This window comes from Terriglobia bacterium, from assembly GCA_020073085.1.
Classification (GTDB): Bacteria; Acidobacteriota; Terriglobia; order JAIQFV01; family JAIQFV01; genus JAIQFV01.
The window spans coordinates 1-16,428 of record JAIQFV010000005.1; the positions used below are offsets into that span (position 1 = coordinate 1).

12 protein-coding genes are annotated in these 16,428 nt (G+C 55.4%); 5 read left to right on the forward strand and 7 right to left on the reverse strand.

Annotation, left to right across the window (positions count from 1 at the left end):
* Nucleotides 1-120 precede the first annotated feature (120 nt).
* Nucleotides 121-744 carry a hypothetical protein gene (locus LAO21_06790; GenBank protein MBZ5552409.1) on the reverse strand — a complete coding sequence of 208 codons (624 nt, stop codon included), beginning with the start codon at nucleotides 742-744 and terminating at the stop codon, nucleotides 121-123.
* Nucleotides 745-1,530: 786 nt separating this feature from the next.
* A complete protein-coding gene (locus LAO21_06795; protein MBZ5552410.1) occupies nucleotides 1,531-2,316 on the reverse strand; it encodes a DUF4097 domain-containing protein in 786 nt (261 codons plus the stop codon).
* A gap of 331 nt (nucleotides 2,317-2,647) precedes the next feature.
* Between LAO21_06795 and LAO21_06800 the strand changes: the two genes are divergently transcribed.
* A complete protein-coding gene (locus LAO21_06800; GenBank protein MBZ5552411.1) occupies nucleotides 2,648-3,763 on the forward strand; it encodes a site-2 protease family protein in 1,116 nt (371 codons plus the stop codon).
* 8 nt (nucleotides 3,764-3,771) lie between these two features.
* Here LAO21_06800 and LAO21_06805 read toward each other — a convergent pair whose 3' ends face one another.
* Nucleotides 3,772-4,644: an aminotransferase class IV gene (locus tag LAO21_06805; protein ID MBZ5552412.1), complete on the reverse strand. Its 873-nt coding sequence runs from the start codon at nucleotides 4,642-4,644 to the stop codon at nucleotides 3,772-3,774.
* 488 nt (nucleotides 4,645-5,132) lie between these two features.
* Here LAO21_06805 and LAO21_06810 point away from each other — a divergent pair, with 488 nt between their 5' ends.
* Nucleotides 5,133-5,882 carry a transglycosylase SLT domain-containing protein gene (locus tag LAO21_06810; GenBank protein MBZ5552413.1) on the forward strand — a complete coding sequence of 250 codons (750 nt, stop codon included), beginning with the start codon at nucleotides 5,133-5,135 and terminating at the stop codon, nucleotides 5,880-5,882.
* Nucleotides 5,883-6,044: 162 nt separating this feature from the next.
* Here LAO21_06810 and LAO21_06815 read toward each other — a convergent pair whose 3' ends face one another.
* Together LAO21_06815 and LAO21_06820 are read right to left on the reverse strand one after the other, a co-directional pair.
* Entirely contained in the window at nucleotides 6,045-6,911 is an 867-nt protein-coding gene (locus LAO21_06815; GenBank protein ID MBZ5552414.1) for an ROK family protein, read from the reverse strand.
* Between the two features lie 46 nt (nucleotides 6,912-6,957).
* Nucleotides 6,958-8,973 carry a dehydrogenase E1 component subunit alpha/beta gene (locus LAO21_06820; protein MBZ5552415.1) on the reverse strand — a complete coding sequence of 672 codons (2,016 nt, stop codon included), beginning with the start codon at nucleotides 8,971-8,973 and terminating at the stop codon, nucleotides 6,958-6,960.
* A gap of 844 nt (nucleotides 8,974-9,817) precedes the next feature.
* On the opposite strand from LAO21_06820, the gene LAO21_06825 reads away from it, so the two are divergent.
* The 3 genes from LAO21_06825 to LAO21_06835 all read left to right on the forward strand — a co-directional run bounded on the left by LAO21_06825 (nucleotide 9,818) and on the right by LAO21_06835 (nucleotide 14,508).
* The gene (locus LAO21_06825) at nucleotides 9,818-10,831 is read left to right on the forward strand and encodes an aldo/keto reductase (protein MBZ5552416.1); all 1,014 of its coding nucleotides are present in this window, start codon (nucleotides 9,818-9,820) and stop codon (nucleotides 10,829-10,831) included.
* A 28-nt stretch (nucleotides 10,832-10,859) separates the two neighbouring features.
* Entirely contained in the window at nucleotides 10,860-13,607 is a 2,748-nt protein-coding gene (locus LAO21_06830) for a UPF0182 family protein (GenBank protein MBZ5552417.1), read from the forward strand.
* Between the two features lie 94 nt (nucleotides 13,608-13,701).
* The gene (locus LAO21_06835) at nucleotides 13,702-14,508 is read left to right on the forward strand and encodes an NAD-dependent deacylase (GenBank protein ID MBZ5552418.1); all 807 of its coding nucleotides are present in this window, start codon (nucleotides 13,702-13,704) and stop codon (nucleotides 14,506-14,508) included.
* Between the two features lie 208 nt (nucleotides 14,509-14,716).
* Here LAO21_06835 and LAO21_06840 read toward each other — a convergent pair whose 3' ends face one another.
* Together LAO21_06840 and LAO21_06845 are read right to left on the reverse strand one after the other, a co-directional pair.
* Complete coding sequence (locus LAO21_06840) at nucleotides 14,717-15,109, reverse strand: hypothetical protein (GenBank protein ID MBZ5552419.1); 393 nt, start codon at nucleotides 15,107-15,109, stop codon at nucleotides 14,717-14,719.
* Entirely contained in the window at nucleotides 15,106-16,356 is a 1,251-nt protein-coding gene (locus tag LAO21_06845) for a DUF3592 domain-containing protein (protein MBZ5552420.1), read from the reverse strand. The genes LAO21_06840 and LAO21_06845 overlap by 4 nt, the downstream gene beginning before the upstream one ends.
* Nucleotides 16,357-16,428: the final 72 nt, after the last annotated feature.

A 16,428-nucleotide genomic window follows, 5' to 3' on the forward strand; every position in this document is an offset into this window, starting at 1 on the left:
AGAAGTTGACTGAAAATGCTGCAAAATGTGTTCACGGTTGAGCCTCCGAATGTGAATTTGCAATCTTCCGGACTGCGAATCCATCATACGTGATGGCTCAACCCCTTTCATTTTAAAAAGCTAATTTGGACAAGAGTGCGATGGAATATAAGATTGGTTAAGTTGTTCACGAGCGGCCTTAAGTTGATCGGCTTCGACCTTTGCCAGCGCCGCGTTCCTCTTATCGACCATTTCCTTCAAAGATGCGGTGTCGTTCTTGAGTTTCTCTACTTTTTCACCAAGAGCATCTGTACGGCCCGATAAACCATTAATCGCTTCCTTGCTTTCTTTGGTAGCCGCCACTGCCTGCTGTTTAACTTGAGCGTCATATCGAGACATAGCCCAGTCACCAAAACGATTGCATCCAAGATACAGAGAAAGCGCTATAAGAACTAAAACAACAAACCTTGTGTGAATCGAAAGTTTCTTAATAAAACCGCATCTTGTAACCGTGATGAAGGCAACAAACCAAGCGCCCATAAGTGAAACATAAACAATTATCCCAACCACCCCGGTTGCCACTAGCGGCACCCACAAAAAAGTAACGAGCAATGCAAATGCTGGCGCGGAGATGAGCCTATATGCAAGTTGCAGAGCCCTCCCCGCAACATCCAACGTTTTGGGGTATTTTGATTCGATCTTGGAATGTAAGTCTTTGTCTGCCTTGAGAAGCCAATCCGCAAGGCGATTACGCCAAATAGCCATAGGGCACACCTTTCCCGAAAGCTGGGAAAGATTCTATCCACGTCTATGCCTTGCGTAAAGTACATAATCGTGGGGAAGGTTTCAGGAACAGGTGTCGGGTGTCAGGTGCCGGGTGCCAGGTCGTAGGGAATAGGGGATAGGGGAAGGAAACCAGAAGCCGGAGGCCAGAAGCCGGAAACCAGAGGCCGGAAACCAGAAGCCGGAGGCCAGAAGCCGGAGACCAGAAGCCGGAGACCAGAAGCCGGAAACCAGAAGCCGGAGGCCAGAGGTCGGAAACCAGAAGCCGGAGGCCAGAAGCCGGAGGCCAGAAGCCGGAAACCAGAGGCCGGAAACCAGAAGCCGGAGGCCAGAAGCCGGAGACCAGAAGCCGGAGACCAGAAGCCGGAGACCAGAAGCCGGAGGCCAGAAGTCGGAAGTCAGACCTGAAAAAAGGGGAATTGTAGGCTTTAAACTTTGAACCTTGAACTTGGAACTTTGAACTGGTTCTCTTGGACTTTGGACCTTGGACTTTGGACTATGTTTTTAAACTTTGAACCTTGAACTTGGAACTTTGAACTGGTTCTCTTGGACTTTGGACTTTGGACCTTGGGCTTTGGACCTTGGACTGTGTTTTTAAACTTTGAACCTTGAACATGGAACTTTGAACTGGTTCTTTTGGACTTTGAACTGGTTCTTTTGGACTTTGGACTTTGGACTTTGGACTTTGGACCTTGGACCTTGGACTTTGGACCTTGGACTATGTTTTTAAACTTTGAACCTTGAACTTGGAACTTGGAACTGGGTTTTTCAGACCGTTTGGTGTGAACTCCGCGTGATCGAGATGCTCCCGTTAGTGGTGCGCAACTCAATCACAGGGCCGCCCTTTCCGAGTTTACCTTCCAGGGAATGTTTTCCCAGGACGCCCTGGGTGGTAATGGGAAAATCGGTACGGACAGAGCCATTGGTGGTATGAGCGGAGAGGTTGGCGTCGACATCGTCGGGCAGTGAAAGCTGCACCGACCCGTTGGTGGTGGACAGCCGGATGCCATCCCCCGCGTAACGCGTAAACGTGGCGGTAATCTTGCCGTTGGTGGTGGAGCCGCGCAGCGACCCGCCGATGTTTTCGGCCTTGATACTCCCGTTGGTGGTCCCCAACCGGATCTGCCCTTCGACGTCGCCGGCTTCGACATGGCCGTTGGTGCTTCTAAGATCCAACCCGATCTTCCGCGGGACGCGCAGGGTGTATTGAACTCCACCTCCAAACCCCATCCGATGCGGGTAGCGCGTCTCGATCCTCAAGTTATTTCCCGAGGTGTCGAAGACCACTTCCAGCCGGTTCAAGTTCTCTTCGGCATCGCGGTTGTCATACCCGTGCGCTGTTTTTATCGCAACAACCTCCACCTTGTCCTGGTCCCAGCCCTCCGCCGTGATTGAACCATTGGTGTTCTCGACCGTGATGCTGCCGCCCGATTTGATGTCAAACGTTTTTGAGATCTCCTGCCGCTTTTCAAACGCCCCCATTTCCGAGCAAGCGGACAAGGTCAGGCCTGCAACAAGCACCAGAGTCGCAAGGCAAAGATTCCGGCAGCGCATAAGCTTCCCCTTTCGGAACATTTTTCGGCTTTCATTCATTGGATCCGGGAGGATTCATTGACTCTCTTGATTGAACCTCCAACACGTAGACGGTCCGGCATGAATCATTCTAACCATAAGGACTTACGTGCGGGAGAGAAAAAAGTTCCCTTTTTCGAGTAACAAAGGATTGCCGCTGTCATCCGGGTTAGGTTGGGCGACGAGACGGGTCCCCCGACGCGGCAAATTTCTTCGCCCTCCCGAAGGTTGTAGCGCTATGATAGGGAAGGAGTCGGGCGATGATTCGTAAGCATTCGGGAGACACCTGGACATTTCATTCACGGGGAAGGCAATGAAAAGCGCCAACATCCAACTCGGCAGGATTTACGGCATTCAGATCGGAGTTGACTACTCGTGGTTCGTCGTTTTTGTCCTCATTACCATGTCCCTGTCGACCCAATATGCAACCCTGCATCCGAAGTGGTCCCCGACGACCCATGTTCTGGTCGGCATTGTCACCAGTCTCCTCTTTTTTGTCACCGTGCTGTTGCACGAGATGGGGCACAGTGTGGTGGCGATTCAGAAAGGGATTCCGGTCCGTTCCATCACACTGTTCATCTTCGGCGGGGTGGCGCAGATTGCCCGGGAGCCCAAGCGGGCGTTGGACGAATTCTGGATCGCGATTGCCGGCCCGGCGGTCAGTTTTGTTATTGCGGTGGCCTGTATGCTGGGCAGCGTCGCCCTCAAGCCGGTCAGCGAAGTGGCGACCGCCGTGCTGACCTGGCTCGGACAGATCAACCTCGTGCTGGCCGTTTTCAATTTGATTCCGGGATTTCCTCTCGACGGGGGTCGGATCCTCCGCGCCATCCTGTGGGGATGGAAAGGGGATTTCAAGTCGGCCACCCGGACGGCCTCCAGCGTCGGTCAATTTGTGGCCTATTCGTTTATCTTTGCCGGCGTCATCACCGCATTGCGGGGAAACTTTTTTAATGGGCTGTGGATAGGGTTTATCGGGTGGTTTCTTCTCAACGCGGCCCAGACCAGTTATCGGCATGCGGCGCTCAAGCAGTCGCTGGCCGGTTTGACGGTCAATGATGTGATGTCCACGGATTGTCCGGTGGTTTCCGGGAGCATCCCGCTGAGTGACTTTGTTCACAATGAAGTGCTGAGAACCGGCCAGCGATGCTTTTTGGTGACCCAGTTTGACAAGTTGGTGGGGATTATTACATTGCATGAAGTGAAGCAAATTGCTCAGTCGGAATGGAACTCTACCCCGGTGGCCTCGGCCATGCAGCCCCTCGACCATCTTTATATGGTCCATCCTTCAGACCCGCTGGTCGGGATCCTGGAGAAAATGACCACGGAGGGGTTCAATCAATTACCTGTGGTTGAAGAGGGGAAATTGGTGGGGATCCTCGGTCGTGACAGATTGCTGCAGTTGATTCAAACCCGCCTGGAATTGGGATGACCCCGGCCCTACGGCGCGCTGGATTCTCCCGCCGCTTTTCCATGGAGCACGTCTCGATAGCCCTCCATCAACCGCCTGGTCAGGGGACCGACCTTGCCTGTTCCGACCGGAATGTGATCAATTTCGACGACCGGCAGTACCTCCATCGTGGTGCTGGTCAGGAAAACCTCGGATGCGGCCTTGAGCTCGGAGACGGCGAGGTCCCGTTCCGCAGTCTTCACCAGACTTTTTCGGGCCAGCAAAAGAACCGCATCTCGAGTGATTCCCTTGAGGATCCGGTGATCCGCCCGCGGAGTGACGAGCTCATCGTTGAGGGCCACAAAAACATTGGTCGAAGTCCCTTCGGTCACCCAACTCTCCCGCACGAAGATGGCGTCTTCCACATGGGCTCGCCGCGCTTTTTCCCTGGCCAGCACATTGGGCAGGAGACCGGTCAGCTTGATATCGCACCGCGCCCACCTCTCGTCTTTCACGGTGATGGCTTTAATGCCGTTGGTCTGGACCGCCTCCTCGACCGGATGGAGTCGCCGTAAGACCATGATGACCGTCGGGGTGATATCCGGGGGGATGGCGTGAGAACGGGGTGCCGCCCCTCGCGTGATTTGAACATAAAGAGTTGCATCCCGTTCATGGCTTTCAGCCAGCATCCGCTCAGCGATCCTCCTGAAATCTGAATCACTCATCGACACTTCGATCTCCACGGAGTGCAAACTCCGCCTCATTCGGTCCAGGTGCTCCTGAAACCCATAAAAACGGCCTTCGACCGCCCGAACCACTTCGTAGATCCCATCGCAGAACTGGAAGCCACGGTCCTCGATCGAGACCTTCGCAGAGCCGTATTCGACAAATTGCCCATTTATCCAGACAAGTGGTTGATTCATGAGGTCAGGGTTGACCCTCCTTTCCACCTCGATCCGGGCTGACCCGATTTGTGCCGTTGGGAACGACCCTTCCCGCCAATGTGCCGCGAACGGGTAGCGAGCAGACTAACGCCAGTGACGCCGTTGTGGCAAGGAATGCTTTTCGAAGGGCACCTCTAAAGGGTCTTGACAACCTCTAGGGTATCCCTTGACGAAACCAACTAGTTGTGGTAGAGTTTTGCGACTTTTACTCCTTATCAGTCTGAACGTAATTATATTGTCAAGCTTGAAGAACAAGCTGCAATCGGTAGTCTATTTCCCGGGCGGCTGAATTCTTACCCTGGGGTTAAGTTAAAGGAATTTATCGTAGGCCGAAGGATACATCACAACAGGAGGAAAACTAATGTTTACAGTAGCTTACGTCTCAGTTTCCGGCTTCATCAACCTCGCAGTGGGTACCTTCCGACCGAGAAGGACTTAGCCTCTCTTCACGAGTTTGGAGGTGCGCCATGAAAATTAGAATCCACACCTCACAGCCAAAGAGGCTCAAGTCGATGGGAGTCAATCTCCTTCTTCCCGCTTGCGCCGTTCGACCTCGTCCTTTCTGGACGAAAAAGTTCCCTTCCCTCACCGCTCTTCTTACCCTTGCACTGGTTGCCACTCTGGCCTTGCCCCAGGTCTGTGTTGCACCGTTGCGCCTGGCCACAGCGCTTGTGGCAGGATCGCCCCAGGCCGCTCGGGCAGTCAACCTGGAGGTGCAGGTACATCGCATCTTCGAGCGTTTTCACATGCAGGTCGACGCTGCCTTGATCCATGAGATGGCCCTCGTGGGGACCTCGAACGATGTCGATCCACGCTTGATTGCCGCTGTCGTTGTCGCCGAATCAAGCGGAGACCCACTCGCCATTTCGAATCAGAATTCAATCGGGCTGATGCAGATCAATGCCAAGGTCTGGGCGAGAAAACTCAATTTTACCCGGAACAATCCCTTTGACCCTGCCACCAACCTTCGGATGGGGGTTGCGATCCTTCGAACATGTTTGGACGAATACCGGGGCCTGGATTCTGCCCTTGCTGCTTACGTGGGAGACCCTGAGTACACCAAAGAGGACACGGCGGCTTATGTTGACCGCGTCATTCGGATCTTTGAGAAGGCTTCGGGTGCCGCAGTCACCCGCAGTCCCGGCATGAGAGTGACCTCGAGGAAGGAAGCACTGCAGACAGCAGGAGGGGATCAGGTACAGCCGGGTGGTTTATAACCATTACAAAATGGAGTTGCGGTGGTGGACGAGAGCCCTTCTCGTCCACTCATCTTGTATGAAGGGGATGATGACGGAGTGGTCTAAGAGGTTGAGTTCGACCCGGTAAGGCCTCCGGCGCGATTGGAAACGAATCGTGGTCCCGCAAAGTGGAGGCCATCCTCAGTCCCGCCACAACGCGATCCCACCCCACAGGCCGGCCTCATTGCTTACTACTTTTGTGTTGGGGGGGAGCTTGACCGAAATGTGTTTTGAATTCCCGCCGCCGAGATAGAGTTTATCGTAGTTGAAAATCAACTGAAGTTCCTGGACGGCTTTCACGAGCCGTTTATTCCATTTCTTCTTTCCCGCCTTTTCAAGCGCTGCGTGGCTGAGCTTCTCCTCGTAAGTTTTCCCCTTGAGAAAGGGATGGTGTCCGAGTTCGAGATTAGGGACGAGCACTCCATCCACAAACAGGGCCGAACCGACACCGGTTCCGAGGGTGATGACCATCTCCACCCCGCGGCCCGTGATCACGCCGAAACCCTGGACGTCGGCATCATTGGAGATTCGAACCGGTCGGCGCAGCTTTTGGCGGAGTGTTTGTGCCAGATTGAAGTTCTTCCAGCGCGGCCCAAGGTTCGGAGCGGTAAACACAACCCCCTCCTTCACGACCCCCGGGAATCCCACCGACACACGGTTGAATTTCCCCTGCTTCTTAGCCAGTTTCTGGATTTCGGCCACCACGGCGGCCGGTGTGGCCGGCTGGGGGGTGGGGACCCGCGCACGTGAAGTCAGGCTCTTCCCTGCTTCATTCAGAACCTCTGCCTTAATACCGGTCCCGCCGACGTCGACCACCAGGGTTCGAAGCGGCTTCACGGCCGTCTTGGCGTGAGCGTCCTGGATTGGGACAAGGGGAGTTTCATCCGGAGCTGAGAGGGCCGCCGGGTTTTCGGGTTGTTCTTCAGCGGGGTCAACCGGACCGGCACTGAGGTCACCGGAGGGTGTCAGCACCACGGCAGCGTGATCTGCCTCGGGATCATTTTCCATCAGAATATACTCCTTCGGGTCGGACCAGCCGACGCGCGCACTCTTGTCAGTAGGAGAGAAGTTTCTTGATTCCGGCTCGCATGTCGTCAAGGGAAGGGAGGACCGCCGCCTCAAGATTAGGGGCAGCCGGTGCAAAGCAGTCCTTCGCTCCGAGTCGGATCACAGGTGCATCCAGGTGCTCGAAACAGTTCTCGGCAATTCGAGCAACCACCTCGGCGCCAAATCCCATCGTGAGCGTGTCTTCATGTCCCACAAGGACCCGGTTGGTTTTCCGGACACTGGAAAAGACGAGTTCATCATCCATCGGGACGATGGAGCGAAGATCGATCACTTCAACTGAGATGTTCTGTTCTTCCAGTTCTTTGGCGGCCTCGAGGGCCAGGTACACGGTTGATCCCCAGGTGACGATTGTGAGATCCTTCCCCTCCCGACGAATCCGGCCTTTCCCAAAAGGGATCAGGTAGTCCGCGTTGGGCTCCAGGGTCTTCGCTTGAACACGGCGGTAGAGGCCCTTGTGTTCGAGGAAGATCACGGGATCCTCAGACCGGGCCGCCGTCTTGATAAGCCCCTTGGCGTCCTCGGCACAGCTGGGGTAAACCACATACCATCCCGGCGTATGGGAATACAGGGTTTCGACGCAGGTCGAATGCCAGGGACCTCCCTTGATGTATCCGCCACAGGCGACGCGGATGACCACCGGACATTGCCATTCGTTATTGCTGCGCCAGCGAACCGTCGAAATCTCATTCCGGATTTGCATGAATGCCGGCCAGGAATAGTCGGCGAATTGAATCTCCACGATGGGTTTATAGCCATTCAAGGCCATCCCGCCTGCCACCCCGATGATGGAGGCTTCGGCCAGAGGGGCGTTTTCCACCCGTCCGGGAAAGGCGGTCGTCAAGCCACGCGTGACGCCAAACACGCCGCCCTTGGGATCGGCGATATCTTCTCCCCACATGACGATCTTGGGGTTTCGGGTCAACTCTTCGTGCAACCCCGTGTTGATTGCCGTCACCATATTCACCGGCTCGTCACTCACATAAACGGGAATTGTCTCTTCGGTCACAACAGGCTGGTCGCTGAAGATGTGTGCCATCACCCGGGACGGGTCCGGCAGGGGGGACTGGTCGGCGGCGTCGGCCTCCGCATTCACTTGTTGCTGGATTTCCGCGCGGATCGCGGTGAGTTCCTCCTCCGTCAGAATCTTATTTTTGAGGAGGTACTTTTCGGTCTGCAAAATCGGATCGCGTTCGACGAGCTGATCCAGTTCCTCGGCGCTACGGTACTTCTTCTGATCGTCCGAGGAGGAGTGAGGATCCATGCGGATGACCTGGGCTTCAATCAGCGCCGGCCCCCGGCCGGCTCGGATGCGCTCAATAACGGGCGGGACCGTCTGGTACATCGGCTCGAACCACGTGCCATCCAGATCGAACGTGGGCATTCCAAATCCCCGGGCGACGCGATGAATCTCAGAAATCGTTTGAGTGTCCTGTGGGACACTGATGGCATACCCATTGTTCTGGATCACAAACAGGACCGGGAGTCGCTCTCTCGCCGCCCAGTTCAACGCCTCGAAAAATTCGCCTTCACTGGTGGCGCCTTCCCCCGAGGAGACGTAGACGATGGCGTCTGAACCGTCCATGTGCAACGCCCTCGCCAGCCCGACGGCAGGCAAATATTGAGTTCCCGTGCAGGCGGTCTGAGAAACCAGGTGGAGGTCGCGAGAGGAAAAATGCTCCGGCATATTTCGTCCTTCGGAGCTCGGATCTCCCGCGCGTCCAAGCATTCCCAGGAAGATGTCCTTGATGGGCATCCCCAGACCGACTGCCACCGCCTTCTCCCGGTAGTAAGTGAAAAACCAGTCATGCCGGGGTTTGAGCAGCATCGTCATCCCGATCTGAACCTTTTCATGCCCTCGCGTGGACGCATGAAAGGAGACCTTGCCCTGCCGCACAAAGATCTTCACGCGCTCCTCAATGTAGTTGACGGTGATCATCTTGCGATACAGTTCGAGGACCAAGGGTCGGGGGACGATTTCCGTGCTTTTCTCGATGACTTCCATTCGACGACTCCTCCCCATCAGGAAGAAAAGATCGCGATTGGCAATTTTTTCCTCCCGTGTCTGCCCGGGATTCCGCTTTCACTTAAAGCGTCGTTTGAAACAAATCCCTTTGAGTCTTCGTTACATTCCGTAATTTCGCACAAAAAATCGTTTCTGTCGAGAGGGGGCTCGGCTCGCCCGAACCTGGCAACCATGAGAGACACTTCGAGGAGCAAAGATAAGTTGAATCTGAATTCCGAGGTTAAGGGCGGCAACTAAACGTTCGGCTCTTCGATTCAAATTGATTGGGATAGAATGTGGGAACCGAATCTTCCTCCGACATTGATCATCGCCTTCAACCTCGGAATTCGGGTTGAATCGAGGAATAGAGGGGCTACAATCCCCAAGGACGCTGCATAGATAAAGTGAGAGCGGCTGAATTCAGTCGCTGATGGAATTATTTCGAGGTTTTGTATCGGTGATAAATTTAAAGATGGGCTGCGTTCGGAATGGGAGGAAGAACGAGCCCATCTATTGAATTAAATTCCCCCAAAAGAAAAAGGTGAGAATAAGTTTTCAAAGAGGTGTTACCAGTGCCTCCTGTATATCACTAACCGGGAAAGAATGCAAGGGGGTGATTTGAACTGTTTTTATACCCCCCCCGGATCACCGTTTTTTTAACCATTTCCGGGAGGGTGTGTTATCTTGACTGGAAGACATACGGGACAAGGGGTTTTGGCCAGGCAGGGGCGGGCCGGGAGCTCGTCCATGGGCTTTGGGGAGGTAGTTCGGCCGCAGACAGCACCATGAAACAATGCAGAGGGCAGGGAATGCTGGAAGAATACACCGAAAGGTCCATGTTTTCATGAAAATGAGGCGAATGGGACGAACCGGGCTGATGGTCTCAGAGGTGTGCCTTGGAACCATGACGTTTGGCGCGCAATGTGACGAGAAGACCTCCTTTGCGATTATGGACAAGGCTCGGGATTGGGGGATTAATTTCATTGACACGGCCGATATGTACCCTCTGCCCCCCACCCTCGAAACGGCGGGGCGCACCGAGGAGATCGTTGGAAAATGGCTCAAAGGCAAGCGCCCTCAATTCGTGGTCGCCACCAAATGCCGGTTTGCCATGGGGCCGGGGCCTAACGACGTGGGGCTATCCCGTAAGCATATCTTCAATGCCATCGATGCCAGCCTGAGGCGGCTTCAATGTGATTACATCGATCTTTACCAGGTTCATGCGCCGGACCCCATGACCTCGATTGAAGAAACGCTCCGCGCTTTGGATGATCTAGTCCGCTCGGGGAAAGTCCGATACATTGGCTGTTCGAATTTCAGCGCGTGGGAACTGGCGAAGGCGCTCTGGACCAGCGAGCGGTTGAATCTGGCGCGCTTCGAATGCTTTCAACCGCGTTACAATTTGCTCTTTCGTGAGATTGAGGCCGAACTGCTGCCGATCTGCCGGGAGGAGCGACTGGGGGTGATTCCTTACAATCCCCTGGGGGGCGGGTTCCTCAGTGGAAAATACAAGAAGGGCCAGTCCCCGGTTGAGGGGACTCGTTTCACGCTGGGAAAGTCCGGCGAGATCTACCGCGAACGGTACTGGCACGACGCCCAGTTTGACTCGGTCAGCAGGCTTCAGGATTTTCTGGAGAAGAAGAACAAGCCGTTGATTCATGCGGCCCTGGCGTGGGTGCTCGCTCAGGTGGGGATTACTTCAGCCATTGTCGGTGCCACTCGCCCCGAACAACTCGACCAGTCACTCCCCGGCGTCGACCTCGACCTGGACGCCGAAGATCTCGCCGCCTGTGATGCGGTGTGGTATCAGTTGCCCCGTGTCCGTCCCGGAGCGGGGTCTGTGAAACTGACTCGATGAAACCCCGGATTCTTTGAAAGGAGCCTCCATGCGATTCAGGGCCCGTTGGATCGTTTTGATTCTGTTTGTCCTCATTCTCTTCGTCATCCCCTTTTTTGAAACCGCTGTTCGTTTGGTTACGGATTGGTGGTGGTACCAGGAACTCGGGTACGGCATTGTCTTCGAACGAGAGCTGGCCACAAGTTTGATGTTAGGGGTGGCCTTCGGCGTCATTTTCTTCTTAAGCGTCTATTTGAATGTCTGGCTGGCGCGACATCACGCGGTGGGAGAAATCGATTTGGACAACCCGATCTGGAGGAACTTCCCTTACTATGAGGCACTGAAGACGCTCCTGACCCGATTCTTGTTTGTGGTCCTGGTTTTGCTCGCAGTCTTCTTTGGAGTGTGGGGAGCGAGTGAGTGGCAGGAATACTTGAGTTTCTCCAACGCAACGAGTTTCTCCATCCCCGACCCCCTCTTTCATCGGGACATTGGATTCTATGTTTTTCGCCTGCCCTTTTACCAATTCCTTCAGGCCTTTGCCATGGCCACGCTGGTCATTGCGTTCATCGTGTCCGCCCTGATCCATCTGATCCAGGGAGAGCTTTCCGTGGTGCGCCGCGGCGTGCGCTTGGAGCAGCGGATGCGTGCGCATTTGCTCTCCCTGCTCGCTCTCATCAGCATTTTGTTCGCTGTGAGTTACCAGTTCGATGCGTGGGGCCTGCTTTATTCGGCGCGCGGCGTGGTGTTCGGGGCCAGCTACACCGATGTGCATGCCGATCTTCCCCTGATCCGTTTTCTGACAGGGGCTTCGGTGTTGACCTCCCTGCTGGCGGCCTTCCAGATCGCACGGCGGGGTTACAAGTTCCTTTTGACAGGGGTGGGGCTCATTGTAGTGGGGATGCTTGGCCTGGCCTTCTATCCTGAACTGGTGCAGAAATTCGATGTCGTGCCAAACGAGATTAACAAGGAACGGCCCTACATACAGAATGTCATTCAATACACCCGTCAGGCTTACGACATTCAAAACGTGGATGAACGCGAGTTTCCTGCCGAGGATAATCTGACGGCCAAAGATCTGAAGAAAAACGATCTCACCATCAAGAATATCCGCTTGTGGGACCATCAGCCCCTGTTGGCTACCTATGCGCAATTGCAGGAAATCCGCACTTACTACGACTTTGTGGATGTCGATAACGACCGGTACACCGTCAACGGGGAATACCGGCAGGTCATGCTCAGCCCCCGGGAACTGGCCTCTGAGAATCTCCCGAGCCGGAATTGGATCAACGAACACCTCACCTACACCCATGGGTACGGACTGTGCCTGGGTCCGGTCAATGTGGTCTCCGGCGAGGGACAGCCGGAGTTCTTTATTAAGAACATTCCTCCTGTTTCAAATATCAACATGACCGTGACCCGGCCCGAAATCTATTACGGGGAACTCTCCGGCAGTTATTGTTTCGTCAACACCACTTCTCCGGAGTTCGATTACCCGTCCGGCGAAGAGAACACGTATACGAAATATGAAGGCAAGGGCGGGATTCAAATGAACGGAATCCTGAAAAAGATACTCTTTGCCCTCCGGTTCAAGGAAATCAAGTTCCTGCTGGCCAACGACATCACCCGGGACAGCCGCCTGATGTTTTACCGTCGAGTGGTCGAGCGGGTCGAAAAGGTGATTCCCATGGCCCGTGTGGACCGCAATCCTTACATGGTGATTGATAACGGGAGGTTGTACTGGATCATCGACGCCTACACTACAACGGCACAATATCCTTATTCGGAGCCCCGGCCGGAGGTGGGAAACTATATCCGCAACTCGATCAAGGCGGTGGTCGACGCCTACAACGGCGACGTCGAACTTTATGTCAGCACACCGGACGACCCTCTGATTCAGACGCAGATGAAAATCTTTCCGGGGGTATTTCATCCCCTCAACATGATGCCCCCCTCCCTGCAGGCTCACATCCGGGTTCCCGAATATATCTTCTCCGTCCAGGCTTCGCTCTATGCGACCTACCACATGACCGATCCGCAGGTGTTTTTTAACAAGGAGGATTTGTGGAAGATCCCGCGGCGTGTCGTCGGAGGGCAGGACCAACCCATGGAGCCCTACTACACCATCATGAAACTGGCGCTACCCCGGGAGGTGAGCCAGGCGGGCACTTTCCGCGGAGAGGAGGAATTCATCCTCATGGTCCCGTTCACGCCCTCCAAGAAGGACAACATGATCGCCTGGATGGCCGCGAGGTGTGACGCGCCCAATTATGGAAAGCTAGTGGTATACAATTTCCCTAAGCAAAAACTGGTCTATGGCCCCCAGCAGATCGAGGTGCGCATCGATCAGGAAACAGAAATCTCAAAACAACTCACCCTGTGGAACCAGGGTGGCTCCACCGTCATCCGCGGGAGCCTCCTCGTCATCCCGATCGAGAAATCCCTGCTTTATATCCAGCCGCTTTATCTTTCCGCGGCACAGGGGGGGAAGATTCCCGAACTGAAACGGGTCATCGTGGCCTACGGGAACACGATTGCCATGGAAGAAAATCTGGAACTGGCCCTCGGCCGGATTTTCGGCGGCGCGCCTAAAGCGGAAGTGGCAGCGGCCGGCGCCGTGACGCCCCCTCCCGCAGCCCCGGCGCCCTCGTCCTTCAATCTGGATGCGGCCATCAAGGATGCCGCCGACGCTTACGAGCATGCACAACAGGCGTTGCGCAATGGCGATTGGACGGCCTATGGGCAGGAGATGAAGAAGCTGGAGTCAGCCTTGAAACGACTGAGCGAGAAGAAATAGTGGAACCTGCGCCTCAGTGTCCCTGCGGTTTACTGAATGTTTATTTGTGCAAGAAGACTGATCAAGGCACCATGGTTCGCTAAGTGAATTGCCTATGGATTCGCTCCAGAAGAGACTGGCTGAGGCATCTGAGCTGATAAAGTCCTCCAAGTGGCTGGTGGCCTTTACCGGCGCGGGGATCTCCACCGAGAGCGGATTGGCCGACTTCCGAAGCCCCGGCGGCGTGTGGGATCGGCATCGGGTCGTCACGTTCCAGGAGTTTTTGAGGGATCATGAGGCCCGCGTTGCATACTGGACGATGAAAAGGGAGTTTTACAATGAATTTCGGAACGCAAAGCCCAATAAAGCGCATCTCGCGTTGGCGGAACTGGAAAGAACAGGGAAGCTGAAGGCCGTCATCACCCAAAACATCGATGGGCTTCACCAGGCCGCGGGCAGTGCGCCCGGGATTGTGATCGAGCTTCATGGAACCAACCGGAAGGCCCACTGCCTCGATTGCGGCACCGAATGGCCCTTCGAGGAAGTCCAGGTCAGACTGGAGGCCGGCGACCTCGATCCGAAATGCAAGCTGTGTGACGGGCTCATCAAGCCTTCCACGATTTCCTTCGGTCAGGCCATGCCTCAGGCGGAATTGACGCGGGCCTATGAGTGTGCGTCAAAGTGCGATCGGCTGCTCATGATCGGCTCCTCTTTACAGGTGGCCCCTGCCTCTTCAATCCCTCCGTTGGCCCATGAATCGGGTGCAAAACTCATCTTCATCAACCGCACGAAAACCCCGTGGGACCAGATTGCCGCAGTCACCTTTCAAGAAAGTGCGGGGGAGGTGATGGACGCCCTGGTGGCGCGCTTCCGGGGGGACTCGCCGGGAGGAGGTCCGGCTCGTAACTGCGTCCGGTCGTAGGAAGACATTCAATTTCGGATTGCAGATTTCGGAATGCGGATTGCGCCCCGCAGGAGGCGCGGGGTTTGCGCTACGCTTCGAGATTGCGGAATGGAAGTGCGCCCCCGCGTCCTCAAGTGTGGGCGTCAGTGGGCCCCCCGCGGCGCATGGCCCCACCCGAGCGAGATGGGGCTTTCGGGTCCTTGAATGCGGGACGCGCAAGAGATCCTTATTGATGGGTGTAACTTCGAGATTCCAGCCGTTGGACCACAATCTCTCTCCCTGAAGGTGACACAACGATGTCCACTCGCGCTGCCTCGCGAGTCGGTTCAGCCACCAGCTCTAAAGCCCAGTTCAAAGTGATTAATGTGCCGGCAAAACTGTAAGGACCATCAGGGAGCACAAAGCGAAATTCGCGGCGTCCCTCCGGCTCCGGGTTTTCGAAACGAATGTTCTCCACAATCCCGGTATCGGAAGTCCCTCTTCCCTTGGTGTACCAGAAGAGACGAAGCTCGAACGTCTTCAGGGACTGGTCAAGGTACCAGGAGACCGTTCCCGCCACCTCCTCACCCGGCAGAAACCGGGTCTTGTTATCTCGCGGTTGAATTGTGAGTGTGTTCACTGGGAGGACCTCCCGGGGGAATTCATGGGCAGGACCGCGATGGGAAACTCTTCGTCAAGATCCGGCCAGCGTTCGATGTCTCCCCGCACACACAGCAACCAGACAATCTTATTATGGGCGCTTTCAAAGGAGGGGACCGTGTCTGGCGGGACCGTGATCCGGGCGGTTCCATGGGTCATGTATCCCGGGGTCTGCGTGTCGATGGCATCGATTCGGGCAAAGGCCTCCTTGTCGGTGTGGGTGGATTTGCCGCTTGGATAGGTAGCTTCCTCTCTGCCCTCGAGGTAAATGCAAAACCGCCGGATCCGGTCAGCTCGTCCGGTCACTTCCCATTCCAACTGGGCCGATCCTCCCAGCGGGATTGCGCCGGGGCTGACTGTAAGTTTCGGCCGGGGATTGAAAAGTGCCAGGAAGAAATAACCCACGCCCACGATCGTTCCCAGTCCCACGAGCACAAATGGAATCATGAAGAGCGTCAGAGACCAATCGGGTGATCCCCCACGCCATGTCTTCCATGCCTGGAAGATGAAAACCGAAATGATACCGTTCCAGAAAGCTGAGAAGAGAATGATCCCCAGCAGTTTTGCGATGGGCGATGCCTGGGGTTTGAGCGTCAAGGGTTCGGAAGAGGACGCCGGGCTGAGAGGACTGGATGCGGACGGGGTCTGAATTCGAACCTGTACAGAGCGAGACAGCCAGGGCGTCTGAGGCGAGGCAGCGTTCCTCCTGTGCATACGGCGAACCGCGCAGGTTAAGCCCACTCCGCCAATCACCAGGAAAACCAGCGGTATGAGTCCAAAATATAATTCTGAAGTAAACCCGCGCTCCAGAACGGCACTGCGAGGGTCGTCGGGGTCGACGAAACAGATGGCTTGCTGTCCCGGTCGATAGGATCGGACAATCTCCCACTTCTTCTCGAAGCCGCCGCTCGAGCCCTGGAAGAATTGGTAGCGGGTTGAAACATACTGGCGCCCCTCAACCCCGTAGGCGTACCGGATGTCCACACTGTACGTGGTGCCGCCTTTGCTGCCGCGATGGCTTGCGACCCGACTCGATATCACCACGCACGGTGTTTCAATCCAACTCTTCGCTTTCACGACGTGGAGGATGGGGCCAATCAGGAGGACATAAGCGATCCCGCCCCCCACGAGAAGAAACATCCCGAACACGAAAATCTGGATTGAAGTTCCGGGATCTCGAAGGGCCTTCTCGGAAATGGATGTTTTCGGCGATTCGATGTTAGCCATGCGTCAATCCTCAGTAGTCCCTCCATTCCGTTATTTGTGCTCTCCGGCCATTTTATCCTAATCCGGAACAGC

Excerpts from the sequence above, each read along its gene's own strand:
- LAO21_06790 (MBZ5552409.1), bottom strand. The coding sequence starts at position 744 with ATGGCTATTTGGCGTAATCGCCTTGCGGATTGGCTTCTCAAGGCAGAC.
- LAO21_06795 (MBZ5552410.1), bottom strand. The coding sequence starts at position 2,316 with ATGCGCTGCCGGAATCTTTGCCTTGCGACTCTGGTGCTTGTTGCAGGC.
- LAO21_06800 (MBZ5552411.1), top strand. The coding sequence starts at position 2,648 with ATGAAAAGCGCCAACATCCAACTCGGCAGGATTTACGGCATTCAGATC.
- LAO21_06805 (MBZ5552412.1), bottom strand. The coding sequence starts at position 4,644 with ATGAATCAACCACTTGTCTGGATAAATGGGCAATTTGTCGAATACGGC.
- LAO21_06810 (MBZ5552413.1), top strand. The coding sequence starts at position 5,133 with ATGAAAATTAGAATCCACACCTCACAGCCAAAGAGGCTCAAGTCGATG.
- LAO21_06815 (MBZ5552414.1), bottom strand. The coding sequence starts at position 6,911 with ATGGAAAATGATCCCGAGGCAGATCACGCTGCCGTGGTGCTGACACCC.
- LAO21_06820 (MBZ5552415.1), bottom strand. The coding sequence starts at position 8,973 with ATGGAAGTCATCGAGAAAAGCACGGAAATCGTCCCCCGACCCTTGGTC.
- LAO21_06825 (MBZ5552416.1), top strand. The coding sequence starts at position 9,818 with ATGAAAATGAGGCGAATGGGACGAACCGGGCTGATGGTCTCAGAGGTG.
- LAO21_06830 (MBZ5552417.1), top strand. The coding sequence starts at position 10,860 with ATGCGATTCAGGGCCCGTTGGATCGTTTTGATTCTGTTTGTCCTCATT.
- LAO21_06835 (MBZ5552418.1), top strand. The coding sequence starts at position 13,702 with ATGGATTCGCTCCAGAAGAGACTGGCTGAGGCATCTGAGCTGATAAAG.
- LAO21_06845 (MBZ5552420.1), bottom strand. The coding sequence starts at position 16,356 with ATGGCTAACATCGAATCGCCGAAAACATCCATTTCCGAGAAGGCCCTT.